The 17,538-nt window shown below is 56.4% G+C and carries 17 protein-coding genes; 7 read left to right on the forward strand and 10 right to left on the reverse strand.

Annotated features, from left to right (window positions below; genetic code table 11):
• The first annotated feature begins 57 nt into the window (after window positions 1–57).
• The 4 genes from GBK02_RS12665 to GBK02_RS12680 all read left to right on the forward strand — a co-directional run bounded on the left by GBK02_RS12665 (window position 58) and on the right by GBK02_RS12680 (window position 3,538).
• Entirely contained in the window at window positions 58–1,392 is a 1,335-nt protein-coding gene (locus tag GBK02_RS12665) for a TRZ/ATZ family hydrolase (protein WP_203467004.1), read from the forward strand.
• 56 nt (window positions 1,393–1,448) lie between these two features.
• Complete coding sequence (locus GBK02_RS12670; protein WP_203467005.1) at window positions 1,449–2,108, forward strand: OmpA family protein; 660 nt, start codon at window positions 1,449–1,451, stop codon at window positions 2,106–2,108.
• A 70-nt stretch (window positions 2,109–2,178) separates the two neighbouring features.
• Window positions 2,179–2,877 (forward strand): bifunctional 2-polyprenyl-6-hydroxyphenol methylase/3-demethylubiquinol 3-O-methyltransferase UbiG, encoded by a 699-nt coding sequence (ubiG, locus tag GBK02_RS12675; RefSeq protein WP_203467006.1) that lies wholly within the window; start codon window positions 2,179–2,181, stop codon window positions 2,875–2,877.
• Window positions 2,870–3,538: an HAD family hydrolase gene (locus tag GBK02_RS12680; RefSeq protein ID WP_203467007.1), complete on the forward strand. Its 669-nt coding sequence runs from the start codon at window positions 2,870–2,872 to the stop codon at window positions 3,536–3,538. Before ubiG ends, GBK02_RS12680 begins: the two co-directional genes overlap by 8 nt.
• Here the strand turns inward: GBK02_RS12680 and GBK02_RS12685 are convergent.
• On the reverse strand, window positions 3,516–4,688 hold the full coding sequence (locus GBK02_RS12685; protein ID WP_203467008.1) for a methyltransferase: 1,173 nt from the start codon (window positions 4,686–4,688) through the stop codon (window positions 3,516–3,518). The two genes, GBK02_RS12680 and GBK02_RS12685, sit on opposite strands and share 23 nt — an antisense overlap.
• Entirely contained in the window at window positions 4,685–6,829 is a 2,145-nt protein-coding gene (locus GBK02_RS12690; protein ID WP_203467009.1) for an ABC transporter substrate-binding protein, read from the reverse strand. The genes GBK02_RS12685 and GBK02_RS12690 overlap by 4 nt, the downstream gene beginning before the upstream one ends.
• A gap of 85 nt (window positions 6,830–6,914) precedes the next feature.
• On the opposite strand from GBK02_RS12690, the gene GBK02_RS12695 reads away from it, so the two are divergent.
• The 3 genes from GBK02_RS12695 to GBK02_RS12705 all read left to right on the forward strand — a co-directional run bounded on the left by GBK02_RS12695 (window position 6,915) and on the right by GBK02_RS12705 (window position 10,199).
• A complete protein-coding gene (locus GBK02_RS12695; RefSeq protein WP_203467010.1) occupies window positions 6,915–7,370 on the forward strand; it encodes a peroxiredoxin in 456 nt (151 codons plus the stop codon).
• Between the two features lie 33 nt (window positions 7,371–7,403).
• Window positions 7,404–8,834, forward strand: coding sequence for a PhoH family protein (locus tag GBK02_RS12700; protein ID WP_203467011.1), 1,431 nt, complete (start codon window positions 7,404–7,406; stop codon window positions 8,832–8,834).
• Between the two features lie 81 nt (window positions 8,835–8,915).
• Window positions 8,916–10,199: a transglutaminase-like domain-containing protein gene (locus GBK02_RS12705; protein WP_203467012.1), complete on the forward strand. Its 1,284-nt coding sequence runs from the start codon at window positions 8,916–8,918 to the stop codon at window positions 10,197–10,199.
• A gap of 3 nt (window positions 10,200–10,202) precedes the next feature.
• Here GBK02_RS12705 and dnaB read toward each other — a convergent pair whose 3' ends face one another.
• From dnaB to GBK02_RS12745, 8 genes are all read right to left on the reverse strand, one after another.
• Window positions 10,203–11,609 (reverse strand): replicative DNA helicase, encoded by a 1,407-nt coding sequence (dnaB, locus tag GBK02_RS12710; RefSeq protein WP_203467013.1) that lies wholly within the window; start codon window positions 11,607–11,609, stop codon window positions 10,203–10,205.
• Window positions 11,610–11,676: 67 nt separating this feature from the next.
• The gene (rplI, locus tag GBK02_RS12715; RefSeq protein WP_203467014.1) at window positions 11,677–12,123 is read right to left on the reverse strand and encodes a 50S ribosomal protein L9; all 447 of its coding nucleotides are present in this window, start codon (window positions 12,121–12,123) and stop codon (window positions 11,677–11,679) included.
• Window positions 12,124–12,141: 18 nt separating this feature from the next.
• Window positions 12,142–12,417, reverse strand: a complete 276-nt coding sequence (gene rpsR / locus GBK02_RS12720; RefSeq protein WP_027458986.1) for a 30S ribosomal protein S18 — start codon at window positions 12,415–12,417, stop codon at window positions 12,142–12,144.
• Window positions 12,389–12,736, reverse strand: a complete 348-nt coding sequence (gene priB, locus GBK02_RS12725; RefSeq protein WP_319002854.1) for a primosomal replication protein N — start codon at window positions 12,734–12,736, stop codon at window positions 12,389–12,391. The genes rpsR and priB overlap by 29 nt, the downstream gene beginning before the upstream one ends.
• A gap of 5 nt (window positions 12,737–12,741) precedes the next feature.
• Window positions 12,742–13,113 (reverse strand): 30S ribosomal protein S6, encoded by a 372-nt coding sequence (gene rpsF / locus GBK02_RS12730; RefSeq protein ID WP_203467015.1) that lies wholly within the window; start codon window positions 13,111–13,113, stop codon window positions 12,742–12,744.
• A gap of 114 nt (window positions 13,114–13,227) precedes the next feature.
• The gene (locus GBK02_RS12735) at window positions 13,228–15,009 is read right to left on the reverse strand and encodes an acyl-CoA dehydrogenase (protein ID WP_203467016.1); all 1,782 of its coding nucleotides are present in this window, start codon (window positions 15,007–15,009) and stop codon (window positions 13,228–13,230) included.
• The gene (locus tag GBK02_RS12740; RefSeq protein WP_203467017.1) at window positions 15,006–16,949 is read right to left on the reverse strand and encodes a FimV family protein; all 1,944 of its coding nucleotides are present in this window, start codon (window positions 16,947–16,949) and stop codon (window positions 15,006–15,008) included. The genes GBK02_RS12735 and GBK02_RS12740 overlap by 4 nt, the downstream gene beginning before the upstream one ends.
• On the reverse strand, window positions 16,885–17,529 hold the full coding sequence (locus GBK02_RS12745; RefSeq protein WP_239003023.1) for an energy-coupling factor ABC transporter permease: 645 nt from the start codon (window positions 17,527–17,529) through the stop codon (window positions 16,885–16,887). Before GBK02_RS12745 ends, GBK02_RS12740 begins: the two co-directional genes overlap by 65 nt.
• Between the last annotated feature and the right edge of the window lie 9 nt (window positions 17,530–17,538).

A 17,538-nucleotide genomic window follows, 5' to 3' on the forward strand; every position in this document is an offset into this window, starting at 1 on the left:
ATCGAGCGTAATTTGTTATTTTAACACGCCACCATCAATGAACAGACGTCGTTTTCCATGACAAGAACACCCGAAATCATCGACCTGCTGATCGAGTCCCGCTGGATTGCCGCGGTCGACCCTGATGTGGTACTGAAAAACCATGCCGTGGCGATTCACAACGGCAGAATCATCGACATTCTGCCCACCGGTGAAGCACGGGCACGATACCGGGCGGAGGAACGGGTCACACTCGCCGAACACATTCTCATTCCCGGCCTGATCAACCTGCACACGCACGCAGCCATGTCTCTCATGCGCGGACTGGCCGATGACCTCCCCTTGATGGAATGGCTGCAGGAACACATCTGGCCAGCCGAAGTAGCACACATGTCGGCACAGTTCGTGTACGACGGCACTCGCCTGGCCTGCGCCGAAATGCTCAAGGGCGGCATCACTTGCTTCAGTGATATGTATTTTTATCCCGAAGCAGCAGCAACCGCCGTAGCCGAGTTCGGCATGCGCGCAATGCTCGGCATCACCACACTGGAGTTCCCGACCCCTTACGCCAGCGACGCCGATGACTACATCAACAAAGGCCTTGCAGCCCGCGAAAACTGGCTCGACCATCCACTGATCGGCTTTTGCCTTGCGCCGCACGCCCCCTACACCGTCTCCGATCTCACTTTCGAGCGCATCCTGACGCTTTCGGCACAACTCAACCTACCGATCCACTGCCACGTTCACGAAACACGCCAGGAGCTGGCCGACAGCCTCAAGCTACACGGGCAAACACCACTTCAGCGACTGCAAAAACTGGGGCTAACCGGCCCCTCATTCATCGGCGTGCATGCAGTGCACAACAATGAAGCTGATCTGGCGATACTGGCCGACAGCGGCAGCAGCATCGCGCACTGCCCGACATCGAACCTGAAACTGGCAAGCGGCATTGCCCCTGTCGCAAGAATGCGACAACTCGGCATCAATGTGGGCTTGGGCACCGACGGTGCGGCCAGCAACAATCGACTCGACCTGTTCGGAGAAATGCGACTGGCCTCACTGCTCGCCAAAGGAACCACCGGCGATGCCAGTGCCTTGCCAGCCAACGAAGTCTTGCGCATGGCAACACTCAATGGCGCGAGCGCACTCGGCCTCAGCCATGAAACAGGATCAATCACCATTGGCAAGGCGGCAGACCTCTGCGCAGTGGAGCTTGGCAACCTGGAAACACAACCTTGTTTTGATCCGCTGTCACATCTTGTCCACGTTGCCGGACGGGAAAATGTCAGCCATGTTTGGGTCGCCGGAAAGTGTTGCGTAGACCACAAAACTTTACGCACGAATGGGCAAAATGACTTGGATTCGGCCATTGCCCTATGGCAAAATAAGCTTGAAGTCCGCGGTGAGGCTTAGTTTTAGCTGAATTTGCGGGTCAAGGATTTTTAAATTTTCTTCAACGAGGGAAAACAATGATCAAAAACATCGCCAAGAAAACACTGGTTCTGGCCCTGCTGGCCGGTATCGGTTTCGCTGCTACTGCTCAAGAACGCGTTTACGTGATCGACCAGCGCGACGTCGTCGCCAAGTCCGGTTTCGGCCTGTGCTGGCGCACCGGTTACTGGACCCCGGCTGCTGCCGCCAAGGACGCTGCCGGTTGCGAATGCGACAAGGACCTGCTGCCGAAGGAAGCCTGTGAAGCCGCTGCCAAGGGCGCTGCCGGCGGTGCTGCCGTTGCCGGTCCGAAGCCGTCCGGTGAAAAGATCACCGTCGCTGCCGACGCCCTGTTCGACTTCAACAAGGCTGTTCTGCGCCCGGCTGGTAAAGCCAAGCTCGACGAGCTGGTTTCCAAGGCCAAGGCCATCAAGCTGGAAGTGATCCTGGCCGTTGGTCACACTGACCGTATCGGTGGCGATGCCTACAACCAGAAGCTGTCGGAAAAGCGCGCTGCTGCCGTCAAGGAATACCTGGTTTCCAAGGGTATTGAAGCCAACCGTGTTTACACCGAAGGCAAGGGCGAGAAGCAACCGGTTACCGGCGACAAGTGCAAGGGTAACGGCAAGTCCAAGGCGCTGATCGACTGCCTGCAGCCGGATCGTCGCGTTGATATCGAAGTGATCGGCACCAAGTAATCTGCCGAAGCTTCAACAAAAAGCCCCGCCCAGCGGGGCTTTTTCTTTTCATCCACTTTCATAGACCAAAATGCTCAACGCTGATCCCGCAGAACTCGATAAATTTGGCGAACTTGCTCACCGTTGGTGGGACCCGAATAGCGAATTCAAGCCCCTGCACGACATCAATCCACTGCGACTGGACTGGATTAACCGCAACGTCGGACTCTCAGGTAAAAAAGTACTTGATGTAGGTTGCGGTGGCGGTTTGCTTTCAGAAGGCATGGCCCGAATGGGGGCCGATGTCACCGGCATCGATCTCTCTGAAAAGCCGCTTGGCGTCGCCCGCCTGCATTTGCTGGAAACCGGCCAGAAGGTTGACTACCGCAAGATCGCCGTCGAACAACTGGCAGAAGAAATGCCCGGCACCTTTGACGCGGTCACCTGTCTGGAAATGCTCGAACATGTCCCCAACCCATCGAGCGTCGTCAGCGCATGCGCTCGCCTGGTCAAACCCGGTGGGCAGGTTTTCTTTTCGACACTGAACCGCAATCCGAAATCCTATCTGTTCGCAGTGCTCGGCGCTGAATACATCCTCAAGATGCTGCCCAAGGGCACCCACGACTACGCCAAGTTCATCAAGCCATCGGAACTGGCTCGTTGGGCCAAGCAGACTGGGCTGGAGCCTGATGAAATGCTGGGCATGAGCTACAACCCGCTGCTCAAGGAATATTCACTGGGACAGGACACCAGCGTCAATTACCTGTTGCGCACTACCCGGCATGTTTGAAGCGGTTCTCTTCGACCTGGATGGCACACTGGCTGATACCGCCCCGGACCTGGGCGGTGCCGCCAATTTCTTGCTCCAGGAAGAAGGTCGACCGCAGCAAGCGCTCGACAAGCTGCGCCCTTACACCTCGCAAGGTGTGCGCGGCTTGCTCAAGGCTGGTTTCGATCTCGATCCGGGAGCACCGGAATACGATCGACTGGCTCAGCGCTTTCTGGAAATCTATGCTGAGCGACTGTGCGATCAAAGCACCTTGTTCAACGGCATTCCGGATTTGCTCGATCAACTGGAAAACCGGGGTCTAAGCTGGGGCATCGTGACCAACAAGCGGATGCGTTTCACCGATCCGCTGGTCAAACTGCTGGGACTGACGCCACGCACCCGCTGCGTCGTCAGCGGCGACACGACACCGGAAGCCAAACCCTCGGCACGCCCGATTCTGTACGCCTGCCAAAACCTCAAGGCCGACCCGGTACGTAGCATTTATGTCGGCGATGATCTGCGCGACATCCAGGCCGGAAGAGCCGCCGGCTGCTTCACCGTAGCCGTCTCTTATGGCTATCTCGGCCACAATGGGCCGCTCGAAACCTGGGGGGCCGATCTGATCATTGACCACCCATCCGAACTGGCCGACTACGTGGCTAGCTGCGCCGGGCAGAAATAAGCAGGTTGCGCGGCGTCAGCTGTCGGGAACAAAAAACACCCAGCTCAACGCGGTAGCCGCTCGTCTCAAGAAACCCGGCTAGATCAAGCGCCAGCCAAACTTCAAGCGGCCGGCGAAAAGCGTGCCGAACCACCGAAAACCGCATCACCTGGCGCTGCCGCTGCCATCCCTGCGCCTCAAAATCGGCAGCAGAACGATCACTTGGCACAGGCAAACCTTCACGCTCAGCCATCAAGGCCAGAAAATCCTCAAATTGCTGCCGAAACCAGGCGGCCGGAACCGGCTTGAAGGTTTTGTAAACATCGCCGGACACCTGGCGGCGATACGCATCAAACCCCAGTTTCCAGGCCATTTCCTTATCCCGCAGGCGTGCCAGCCTGGGGGATGCGGTCACTGTTTCGGTCACTGCCAGACGTGTATCGTCGCGCGTCAGGACGGTCGCCAGACCTGGCGACAAGGGTTGATATGACTGGGTAACGCCCCGGTGGTAACAGCACGGCGCGACATCAAATTGCCTCACCTCGCGCGCCACACCATGACTGATCAAGCGGCGATGCAACTCGCCACAGGCATGCAGGGCTACCGCATGCTGACCGGACTGCGGCCAATCTGCCACGGTCAACGCATCCGCCTCAAAAAATTCCTGCGGCAATTGCTGACGAGCAGCCAACTGCCGCCCCTCCTGACAAAGCTGGTGATCAATTTCTAGCGTACTGACAGGCATCTGCCACTGCAGGGCAAGCAAGCGACCGAGATGCCCCTTGCCGCCACACCAGTCGATCACAGGCAGTGCCTGATGCGATGTCGATGCGGCAAAAGCCTCGATTTGCTCACGCTTCCGCCCGGGAATATCACGACACCAATGCGGCCCATGTTCGACCATTGGTACTTTGGGTCGCTCAGGCAAAGTCGCCAGCACAGCAAGATCACGCCAGTCAGGCTGATGCCTGGCCAGCAAGGCCAGGGCCGCCGCCCCGTCATCGTTCAGCCGGCTGACCTCAGCCTCGGACAAGGCATTCAGTTCATCAAGCAAAGCCGGATAGCTGTCGCACCAGGCTGGCAAAGGTTCGCGGAAGGGTTGCGGATGCCAGCACGGCTGACTGGCAGCAAGCAAACCATCAATTTCACGCTGACGTACCGCGAGATTCATTTCAGCGCAGCTCGTTGCTCACGTCGGCGGTAAGCGCTCCAGGCCGGCAACAAGGCCAGCACCAGGACCAGCACAGCCAGCCCGATTGGCCAGAAAACCGGCGGATTCCACAATTTTCGGGCATTGCTGCGGTCGACCGTGTCAATTCGCTGATATTTCAGAATATTGTTCCCGACTTCGCTCGGTTTTCGATTTTTCAACCAGCGATGGCTCAAGGTATAGCTCTTGGGATGAAAGCCGAAGACCCAGGGGGCATCATGATGCAAAAGCCCGTTCATTTCGCGGACGATCGCCAGACGCTCCGGTGTGTTGTCCATGTTTTTCATGCGGGCGAACAAGCGATCAAACGCCGGATTGGCGTAATTCGAAGCGTTCTCTCCACCCCGGCCAACCTTGCCTTCATTACCATCGAGCAGGAAAAAGAAATTCTCCGGATCGGGATAATCGGCATTCCACCCAAGATAATAGAGTTGGACATTACCCTTGCGAATCTTGTCCTGGAAACGATTGAAGTCCGTCGAACGGACAACCAGCTGGATGTCGATCTTGGCAAACTGACGGACCAGCCAGTCCAGCCGGGATTTTTCACCGCTTCCTCCACCGGTCGTATCAAGATTGACGACCAGCGGCTCGCCTGTTTTTTCATCGCGCCCGTTCGGATAGCCCGCCTCGACCATCAACTGGCGCGCCTGCTCGACCGGCTTGCGCTTGGGCTTGCCATCGACCCAGTCATAGACCACACGATCGATTCCCGCTTCGCCATTCTCGTAACCAAAAATCCCCGGCGGCAAAGGCCCCTGCGCGGCAATACCCCGGCCATTGGCAAAAATCGAAATGTACTCTTCCTGATCGATGGCAATTGAAATTGCCTGCCGCAAACGGGTTGACCGCGGCACCAGCCCGCCGACAACCGGATCGAGCATATTGAAGCCCATGTAGAAGGTCGAACTCTTGACCGAAGTCAGCAGCCGGATACCCTTGGCCTGCATTTCGTCAGTCAGCCCCACCTCGCCGCCGACATTGACGCGAACCGCCTGATCGAAGCTATCCGAGGAAATCCCGGAAGCATCGTAATACCCCTGCAGGAACTTGTTCCAGTACGGAATGGCCTCCTTCTCACGGGTAAAGATGGCCCGATCGACAAACGGCAGCGATTTGCCGCAATCATCCAGCAAGCCCGTTGCGCGATCGCTCGCCTCACCTTCGCAGGGATAAGTCTGGCCGTGGAAATTCGGATTCCGGACAAGTACCATGCGACGATTCGGATCATTTTCGGCGAGAAAATACGGCCCCGTCCCAACCGGCCACCAGTCCAGCGAGAAGTTCTTTGCCGCCATGCCCGGCTGGCTGAAAAAGCGGTCGACCTCACGCGGTACCGGCGCAAAGAACGGCATTGCCAGCCAATAAAGAAACTGCGGATACTTGCCCTTGATACGGATGCGCCAGGTCAGCGCATCGACTTTCTGAACGCCCGACAAGGCATGCTCATCGAGATCCAGCCAGGCATCTTTCGGCAAGGCTTTGGCCGCCTGCCCAAGCGATTCCCCCAAGGCTTGCAAGCCAACGATTTTGTCGGCCATCATGCCGAAAATCGGTGAATGCAGACGCGGATGAGCCAGTCGCTTGATCTGGTAGATGTAGTCATCGGCGGTCAGTTCACGCGTCGCCATTTCTGCAAAGTCGCTCATCGACTGACGACCATCGGCCGCATTTTTGCCCAAGTAAAGCGGTTGACCGTGAGCATCGAGCGCAAAAGCCGGATGCGGCTGAAAGCGGATGCCCGGCTTCAATTTCAATTCATACACACTCTCGGCAACCCTCTCCGGCGCCACGTCAGCCGGCAACTCACGACCCGCGGCATCGAAAAACCGAGGTTGCGGCACGGCCTCGACGGTGGCCGGCATCAATTCGTAGGGACGCTTGAGATAGTGATACTGCAAGGGCGGTTCATAAATCTGCCCGGTGAATGCCAGTTCATCCTCGGTGTAGGACTGGGCCGGATCAAGATGCTTTGGGCGTTCGGTGAATACGGTGTAAAGAATATTCTGCCCGGCATCAGCGGCCGGATAGGGATCATTCCAGGATTGGCCACAACCGGCCAGCAACAGGAAGAAAGAGAGGCAGACAAAATTTGTTCGCATGAGCGAGAGTTTAACAAATGACGAGTTGACCGCCCGGACACGATTTGCCCACAATGGACCAAACCCGATAACAAAAAGGCAACCCATGCTCGACACCCAAATCCCCGACTTTTCCCTGCCGGCCACCAGTGGCCAGACGTTCAATCTCGCCGCCCAGGCCGGCAAGATCGTGGTCATCTATTTCTACCCCAAGGACAGCACCCCGGGCTGCACCACGCAGGGACAGAATTTCCGCGATCTGCACAGCGAGTTTGCTGCGGTCGACGCAGTGATTCTGGGCATTTCCCGCGACAGCCTGAAATCGCACGAAAACTTCAAAGCCAAGCAGGAATTCCCCTTCGAACTCGGATCGGATGGCGATGAAGCCGTATGCAATCTGTTCGGCGTCATGAAAATGAAAAACATGTATGGCAAACAGGTTCGTGGCGTGGAACGCAGCACCTTTGTCATCGATCGAAAAGGTGTTCTGCGCCGCGAATGGCGTGGCGTCAAAGTACCGGGCCACGTTCAGGAAGTACTCGATTTCGTCAAAACGATTTAACTCCTTTCCCCACCCCGACCAAAGGCCCACTCCATGCCGCGCAAGCCCGCTGCCTCAAAGAAGCCCGCCGTTACCAAGATTTTCGTCCTCGACACCAACGTGCTGATGCACGACCCAAGCAGCTTGTTCCGCTTCGAGGAACACGATGTCTTCCTGCCGATCATGACGCTGGAAGAACTCGACAATCACAAGAAGGGCATGTCCGAAATCGCCCGCAATGCCCGCCAGACATCGCGTACGCTCGATGAACTGCTGGCCGCCAACGGCGAGGATGATATCGACGAGGGCATTGATCTTTACGGCCCATCAGCCAAACTGGCCAGCGGTCGCCTTTACCTGCAGACCGAGGCAATCAGCGCCGATCTGCCACAGGGCCTGCCGACTTCCAAGGTCGACAACCAGATTCTTTCGGTGGTCATCCACCTGCAGAAGAAATTCCCCAAGCGCCCGGTCATCCTGGTGTCGAAAGACATCAACATGCGCATCAAATCCCGAGCGCTGAATCTGCTGGCAGAAGACTATTTCAACGACAAGGTGCTGGAAGACACCGACATCCTGTACACCGGCACCCGCGCCCTGCCCGACAATTTCTGGGACAAGCACGGCAAGGGCATGGAGTCGTGGAAGAAGGAGGCCAAGACCTACTACAAGGTCAGCGGCCCGCTGTGCCCACAAATGCTGGTCAATGAATTCGTCTGGATGGAAAAGGATGGCTTCACCGCCATCGTCAAGGAAACCTCCGGGAAAAGTGCCGTACTCGAAACCTTGGTTGATTACACGCATCCCAAAAATGCGGTATGGGGTATCACGGCACGCAATCGCGAGCAGAATTTTGCGATGAACCTGCTGATGAATCCGGACATCGACTTTGTCACCCTGCTCGGCCAGGCCGGCACTGGCAAGACACTGCTGACGCTCGCCGCTGGCTTGACCCAGGTTCTCGAGAGCAAGCAGTTTGCCGAAATCATCATGACCCGGGCCACAGTCCCGGTCGGTGAGGACATCGGCTTCCTGCCCGGCACCGAAGAGGAAAAAATGGCCCCCTGGATGGGCGCGCTGGAAGACAATCTCGACGTCCTCACCCATACCGACGAAGCAAGCAGCGGCACCTACGGCGGCGACTGGGGCAAAGCGGCGACCAACGACATCATTCGCTCGCGGGTCAAGATCAAGTCGATGAACTTCATGCGCGGCCGGACCTTTCTGAAGAAGTATCTGATCATCGATGAAGCCCAGAATCTGACGCCCAAACAGATGAAAACCCTGGTCACTCGCGCTGGTCCGGGAACCAAGGTCGTTTGCCTCGGCAATATTGCCCAGATCGACACCCCTTACCTGACAGAAGGGAGTTCCGGCCTTACTTACGTAGTCGACCGCTTTAAAGGCTGGGCTCACTCCGGTCACATAACGTTACAACGTGGTGAGCGCTCCCGCTTGGCGGACCATGCAGCCGAAGTGTTATAATCGCTGGAAATAACCAAAGGGGCCGTGTCAGCGACACGGCCTTTTCGTTTCAGCCACGGGCTGCTCTGCCGGAGGAAACTTTTGAAACGTCGTGATTTTCTAGTATCTGCTGCCGCTCTGACGCTCTTTGCCGGCGAAGCTGCCGCCGCAAAAAAACAAAGCAGCGCCAAGGCTACTGCGGGCAAATCGTCTTCATCGAAATCCAGTGGCTCCAAAAAAGGCGCCACCTCGAAAAAGCCGGGGCAATCGACCAAAAAAGGACGGCACAGCTATCGCCAGGTAGCCGCCGGCCCCGTCACGCACACGGCCGACGACCCAGTCATCGAAAGACCCCCACAGGGTACTTCTGCCTCGCGCCTGCCCCCCGTCAAGGCGGCCGAACCGCCCAGCGAATGGCGCACCTACGAAATCACCACCACGGTGAACCTAAAAAACACCAGTGGCCAAAGCAAGCTCTGGCTGCCGTTGCCATTGAATCAGGACACGCTTTTCCAGCGCACACTGGGCCATTCATGGGGTGGCAATCCAAATAGTTCAAGCATGCGACGCCTGCCGGACGGCGATCTTGAAGTATTTCGTTGCGAATGGAGGGATGGTGGAGAAGCATCACTCCAGCTCACCACACTGGTCACAACAGCAGACCGCCATTTCGACGTGACAAAACGTACCGTTGCGCCAGAGCGTGAAGACATTCTCCGGCGCAACCTGCAGGCCTCCCAGTTGATTCCGAATGAAGGCCTCGCATTCCAGCTTGGAGAGCGAATTGTTGGTCGCATCAAGGATCCGGTCGCCCAAGCGAAAGCAATTTATGACTGGGTCGTCGATAACTCGATCTATGACCCCAGCCTCCCCGGCTGCGGCACTGGTGATGTCCGCAAGCAGCTGATTCAAGGGCAGTACGGTGGTCGCTCAGCCGACATCAACGGACTGTTTGTTTCGATTTGCCGGGCCATCGGCATCCCGGCACGCTGCGTCTACGGCTTGCGTGTAGGGCCATCACGCCTGTTCCGCAGCCTGGGCTTGAACGGCAGCGACGCGACTCGCGGGCAACACGTCCGGGCTGAGTTCTATATCCCCGGCTATGGCTGGATTCCGGTCGACCCCAGCGATGTACGTCGCTCGATTGCACTGGAAGGCTACTCGGACCGCGACAGCAAGCTTCTTTCGCTGAAGAAAATCCTGTTTGGTGTCTGGGAAATGAACTGGATTGCATTCAATGTCGGCAATGACATCACCCTGCCCGGACAGAGCCGGATACTACCCTTCCTGCTGCTCCCACAACTCGAATCAAGCACCGGGCGGCTTGATGGAACCAACCCGGCAGCCATTCAATATACGATCAGCACACGCGGCGTCGAGCTCTGAAACCTAGTTATCCGAGCTGACAAAACCACCGCCAGCCAGATTCTGGAAGCGGGTGAACTCACCGACAAAGTTCATCCGCACTGTTCCTGTCGGACCGTTACGTTGCTTGCCGATAATCACTTCGGCAATCCCCTTGTCAGGCGTGTCAGGCTTGTAATACTCCTCGCGGTACATCATCAGAATAACGTCCGCATCCTGCTCGATAGCACCGGACTCTCGCAAGTCAGACATCATCGGACGTTTGTCGGTCCGCTCTTCGACCTTTCGGGAGAGCTGCGAAAGCGCCACGATAGGAACCTGCAATTCCTTGGCCAGAGATTTGATCGAGCGTGAAATCTCGGACACTTCCGTTGCCCGATTTTCTCCCTGCTTGTTACCACTCATCAACTGGATGTAGTCGATAACCAGCAGACCGAGCTTCCCGCCATACTGCCGCGCCAGGCGTCGCGCGCGGGCGCGGAGGTTGGCCGGACTCAGACCACCGGTCTCATCGATATAAATTGGCGCCTCATGCAACTTGCCGAGGGCAAAGGAGAGTTTTGACCACTCCTCATCATTCATCCGGCCAGTTCGAAGATTTTGCGAGTTCAATCGCCCGATTGAAGCCAGCATCCGCATGGCCAACTGGGCGCCGCCCATTTCCATCGAAAACACACCGACCGGCAAACCGGTGTCGACCGCGACATTCTCTGCGATATTCAAGGCAAAGGCCGTTTTCCCCATGGATGGGCGGCCGGCCACGATAATCAGGTCCCCCGGCTGGAAACCGGAGGTCTTTTGATCAAGGTCGATAAAACCGGTTGGCACGCCGGTAATATCCGACGGGTTATCCCGGTCGTGCAGCTCCTGGATGCGCTCAACCACCTGGGTCAGCAAAGGGTTGATATGCACAAAACCTTCACTGTGCCCAGCCCCCGCTTCAGCAATCTTGAAAATCTTGGACTCGGCTTCGTCGAGCAAGGTTGCCGCATCACGCCCGAGGGGATTCAAGGCATCAGAGGCAATTTCATCTGCTGTCGCAACCAGCTGGCGCAACACGGCGCGTTCTCGAACAATTTCAGCGTAACGCCGGATATTTGCGGCCGATGGTGTATTTGCCGCCAGTTCGCCCAGGTAAGCCAAGCCGCCGGTCTGATCGCTTTCTCCTGCTGCATCGAGCGCCTCGGCCACGGTAACGACGTCAGCCGGCTTGGCTCGTTCGAGAAGACCGCGAATCTGACGAAAAATGCGTCGGTGCTCATCGCGATAGAAGTCGCTATCGGTAAGCAGATCGCCCATTCGGTCCCATGCCTGGTTATCAAGCAAGAGACCTCCGAGAACGGATTGCTCGGCCTCAATCGAATGCGGCGGGACACGTAGCTGAGCGAGGGAAGGATCGACGGATTTTGGTTTTGGCGGACGCTGGTTCATCGGGGAGAGTGTAAATTAAAAAGGCCTCGCAAATGCGAGGCCTTTCAATGAAACAGAGTAAGCGAAATTACTCGGCAACCACAGCCACATTGATGTTGGCCAGCACATCGGTGTGCAGGGCAACGTCGAGCGGGAATTCACCGATCGTCTTGAGCGGGCCTTCCGGCATGCGGACAGCTGAACGATCGACGGCAAAGCCGGCAGCCTTCAGTGCTTCAGCAACATCGGCATTGCCGACGGAACCGAACAGACGGCCATCCATACCAGCCTTGCGGGCAACGGTAACGGTGGTGCCATTCATCTTGTCGGCAACGCCCTGGGCAGCAGCCAGCTTTTCAGCGGCCAGCTTTTCCAGTTCAGCGCGACGAGCTTCAAACTCAGCCATGGCAGCCGGCGTAGCACGCTTGGCCATACGCTTCGGGATCAGGAAGTTACGGGCGTAACCGTCCTTGACCTTGACGACATCACCGAGGTTACCGAGGTTAACAACCTTCTCGAGCAGAATGATTTGCATGTTTCGTCTCCTCGAAAATTATTGATGGTTATCGGTGTAAGGCAGCAGAGCCAGGAAGCGGGCGCGCTTGATTGCGGTGCCCAGCTGACGCTGATAGCCGGCCTTGGTACCGGTCAGACGAGCCGGCATGATCTTGGCGTTTTCCTGGATGTATTCCTTGAGAACGTCTACATCCTTGTAGTCGATCTGTTCGACCTTTTCAGCCGTGAAGCGGCAGAATTTGCGACGCTTGAACAGGCCGCCACCGCGCTTCTTTTTCTTGTCGTCATCCTTCTTCTTGAAGAATCGAGCCATTTTCGTTTCCTTCCAAAAATTCTATTGAGTGCACATGCAGCACGGGCATTTTGCTGTTGCGATTTCTGGCAGCCAGAAAACCTGTCACTTTGACACCCCCACTCAGAGGGACTGCTTCGAGCCAGCGGGCAGAATCGCCCAAGGCCAAAACAGCAATTTCCACTTCTACCAGACGCTCTGTTTTGTTTTCAATCTGTGAGGAGCTGTGTTGCAGCCATCCTTCACTGACTGGAATTCCTGCCGGCGTGTAGCGCAACGCTTTACGCTCAAGCAGCTTTCCAGTGATTTCAAGACAGTTCAGCCGTAATCCCGTACAAATATCCGTTAAGCAGCCGGTGCTTCGACGGCAGCTTCACCAGCCAGCAAAGACTTGGACTTCTCTTCCTTCATCATCGGGGAAGGAGTCGTCACAGCAGCCTTCATCTTGACGGTCAGGTGGCGCAGAACAGCGTCGTTGAACTTGAACGAATGCTCGAGTTCATTGAGCGTTTCACCTTCGCACTCGATGTTCATCAGGACGTAGTGAGCTTTGTGGATCTTCTGGATCGGGTAAGCCAGCTGACGACGGCCCCAATCTTCAAGACGGTGGATCGTGCCGTTCTTTGCGGTAACGATGGCGCGGTAACGTTCGACCATGCCTGGCACTTGTTCGCTTTGGTCCGGATGGACGATAAAGACGATTTCGTAATGGCGCATGCAAACTCCTTTTGGCTAATACCCCCCGCCATGCGGTCGCGGTGGGGCAAGGTTGAAAAGCCCACGACTATAGCAGAAATCGTGGGCTTAGAGGGAAAAACAAAGGCTTATTTATTAAAAACTATCGTCATCAATCTGGAGCGCACCGACAGCACCGCTCATGACAGACTCAGCCAAGCCCTCTGCCTGAGTCAAAAAGTGGTCAGCATAGAAGCGGGTTGTAGCCAGCTTGGCTTTCCAGAAGGGGTCGGTATCACCGGACGCCAACCTGGCACGGGCGATGACCGCTGCGCGCCCTAGTTGCCAGCCTCCGGCAACAATCCCCAGCAGACAAAGAAATGGCACAGCTCCGGCATGAACTGCTTTGGTATCCGACGAAAATGTCTCGACAATCCAGGAAACAGCCTTTTCCAGCGCGTCGACCGCAGCATTCTGACGGGCACCTATGTGCGACAGATCATCATCAAGTTGCAGCGCAGCGGCGCGCATATCCGCAATCAAGGCTGCAATCGTCACCCCTTTTTCGCGAGCGATCTTCCTGCCAATCAGATCGTTTGCCTGAATTGCCGTTGTGCCTTCGTAAATCGCAGTGATTCGCGCATCGCGCAGATGCTGTGCCGCACCCGTTTCCTCGATATAACCCATACCGCCGTGAACTTGCACGCCGAGCGAAGCAATATCGATGGCACTCTCGGTACTCCACCCCTTGACCACCGGAATCATCAAATCAGCAAAGGCCTGACCACACTGGCGAGCGTGCTCATCCGGGTTGGCATGCGCATGATCCTGAGCCGTTGCCGTCACATAGGCCAAAGCTCGCATTGCCTCAATCCGTGCCCGCATCGACATCAACATGCGTCGAACGTCAGGATGCCTGATGATCGGGACTTTCGGCCCGCCACGCACACCAACCTCAGCCCCCTGCACACGATCCCTGGCGTAGACAACTGCCCGCTGATAAGCCCTTTCGGCATCACCCAGACCTTCCAGACCGACATTGAAACGGGCGGCGTTCATCATGATGAACATGTATTCCAGGCCACGATTCTCTTCACCGACCAGCGTACCGATGGCGCCGCCATTGTCGCCAAAGGCCAGAACGGCGGTTGGGCTGCCATGAATGCCCAGCTTGTGCTCAATCGAGACACAGAAGACGTCATTACGCTCACCCGGCTCGCCTGCTGCATCCAGCAGGAACTTCGGAACCACAAAAAGGGAAATCCCCTTGACACCTTCCGGGGCATCGGGCGTACGAGCCAGAACCAAGTGGACAATATTGTCCGCCATGTCGTGCTCGCCATAAGTAATGAAAATTTTCTGACCAAAAATCCTGTAGGCACCATCTCCGACAGGCTCTGCACGACTGTGTACGGCTGCGAGATCTGACCCAGCCGAGGGTTCGGTCAGATTCATCGTACCTGTCCATTCACCGGAGACCAGTTTAGGCAGATAAGCCGCTTTCTGAGCATCCGTACCGGCGATCATCAACGCCTCGATCGCACCCTGAGTCAACATCGGACACAGGGAAAAAGCATGGTTGGAGGCCTTCCACATTTCGCTGACAGCAGCAGACAGCAAACGGGGCAAGCCCTGACCGCCGAACTCGGGGTCGCAACCCAAGCCATTCCAGCCATTGTCTACAAATTGACGATAAGCCTCCTTGAAGCCAGGCGAGGTGGTTACCACCTTATCCGCCCACTTGGCTCCCTCTCGATCCCCCACCCGATTCAGCGGGGACAGAACCTCACTCGCGAACTTGGCTGCCTCATCGAGAATTGCATCAACCACATCTGGAGAAGCCTCTTCGCAGCCAGGCAGCGCTACAACCTGATCCAGGCCTGCAAGTTCCTGCATGACAAAACGAATGTCCTTCAGCGGTGCAACATATTCGCTCATGCCCCCTCCACTTCTCTTTCCATGCGGTTTGATGTTTCCTTGAGTTCGATCAGGAACAGAATTTCCTCGACAACCGGCAAAGCAAAACCAACCCGCTTGCCGCCACGGTTATCGCGCAACAGCTGATACAGATAGCCAACCACATCACCCGATGACCAGAACTGGGTCACCGACGCCATGATGCGCGGCATATCCTCTAGACATTCCGGACGCGGAGCAACAGGTACAGGAGAAACCGGAGCCTCATCATCGAGAATCAGGTCCAGCGAATGACGGTTCTGACTCGGCTCCGAGCCATCCCATTGTTGAATTTCAACATTGAAGTTCTGGTTCAGATTCAATGCAACGGCTTCGAATTCATTGCGCATGCCGGCCATCTTGTAGACGTCCATCAGACGAATCCATGGCTGCAAGGCCTCCTGCGGATTATTATCGATGTACTCCTGAAGCGCCTGGGCTGCGCCCTTGACACGCCCGAAGGAAAGCATGATGTCAGCCAGTTCCATGACCGGATTGGCTTCAAAATGCTCATCAAGCGTCGTGGCATTGACCGAGAAAACAGAATCAAGCTGGGCCTCCGCCAGGGAGTCGTTCGTAGCCTGCGGCGAATTGCTGACCACTTTACCTGTATCGTGCCCATCAAGCTCAAGATCAACCTTCATGGTCGACCCCATCATGCCCGGCTCGACAGGCAGATCAACACCACCGAGCTCTTCGTACTCTTCGTCACGCTTTGGATCAACCTCCAACCCGGGTGCAACGAATAAATCGTCAGAATCGATATTGCGCAATTGGCGCTCACGATAATTTCTCCAGCCAAGCAAGCCCCCGAGCGCCAACACAGCTACCGACAAAAGTCCGTAGAGCCCCCACTCGGAGAGATCACTCGACGAATCGGCTGCGGCAGGCGGTGGGCTGGCTGGCGGAGCAGGCGGCGGGGGTACAGGCGCAACAGGCTTGGCAGCATCGCCAACGGGCTGAGCCCCCGCTACTGCAGGCGCTCCCTGAGCTGCATCCTTCTCGGAACGCTGGGCAATTTCCAGCGTTCTCTGTTCCAGTTCAGCCAAGGTACCTTCCATGTTGCGCAGCTTTTCCGCCGTCGCCATTTGGGTATTGGCCTGCTCATGAAGCGCCATCAACATGCGATATTCGAGGCGCAGCACTTCACGCTGAGCCTCGACCGATTGCCCAGCACCTGTCTGCCTGCCCATTCCGGCAATATCGGTCGCCAAACGCAAGGAGGGATCACCGACATCGATCCCCGTTGAAAGCATCAAGCGGTCTGGCAATCCCTTGCCAGCATCATTTCGTCCGATAGGACGCGAACGCGGGGCAGAAGGACGGGAAACAACCGGTCCACGGTCTGCCGCCGCCGGACGTGAAGCAGCCTTTACTGAATCTCCTTGAACCTGTGACGGCAATTCGCGAGCAACCGCACGCGGTGACTCTGGCGCAACATCCCTGGCCGGTGAAGCAAGAATCACATAGTCACGAGAGATATCATTCCCACACGCCACATGCACGGCAAACTGCATGATCGGCTCACGCAAGGGAATATCCGATTTGATTTCCAGAACGGGCGGATTGCCATTGCGAGTACTCAGCACCGCTTTCTTGAGCCAGGGCAGATCACCGCCATTCGTCGGCTGAACAAGGCGATAGCATGAAGCATCAAGCACTTCCTTGCCCCCGCCCAGCAAACCGACCTCAACCTGCAGACGATCACCCAATGCAGGCTGCCCCCTGAGCTCCCCCAGCCCAATCGCTGAAGCACTCGCAGAAACGGCGAGCAAGGCGACCGGAAAGCAATAACGGAAAGTCAAACAATTCAAGGAAACAGCCCTCAATGACAAAAAACTAAGCGGATTGTAGTCGTTATTTATCACATAGATAACAGGAATCGTTAAAGGTAAGTACCCAGTTGGGACGATAAACGACAAAAAGCGTCATGACCATTCCCGAGAGCCATGCCTCGGAGAATCCCAATAACAAAAAATAGGGAAAATAATCACCAATCAGATATTCCCATTCATACGCCCCCGCCATTGCCATGAACACAGAAACTGAAAATCCGGTCGCAATAACAGTCAGTGCCGCACAAAGGAAGCCGTGGATGAATATATAAACAAAAAAATGCCTGGGAAGAACCGGAGAGAGCCACTTGAACAAGAAATGACTGCACGGCACCGCCACGCCAGCCATGAGTAGCTCATTCAACCCAAAGGCAAAAATTCCGGCAGAACCATTCAAGGTGACGGCAGCCAAGACGGCAGATAAACCGATAAAGGCAAGGTATGGACCAAAACTCAGCGTAAAGACGGTGGCGCCAAGCAGATGGAACCCCAACCCGGGCTTGACGCCCGCTTTCATGCTCCAGATCAGCACCAGAAACACGATCATGCCAAGCCACACATTGAGCTGTTCCGAACTCCTGAGACGCGCCCAGTCGGCCCGAAAAAGACAAAGGGCGAAGACGGGTAGCCAGACGACCCAAGCCGCCCAGTACCACGCTTCGCCCAACAGTGTATC

Source organism: Dechloromonas sp. TW-R-39-2 (assembly GCF_016864195.1).
Taxonomy (GTDB): Bacteria; Pseudomonadota; Gammaproteobacteria; order Burkholderiales; family Rhodocyclaceae; genus Azonexus.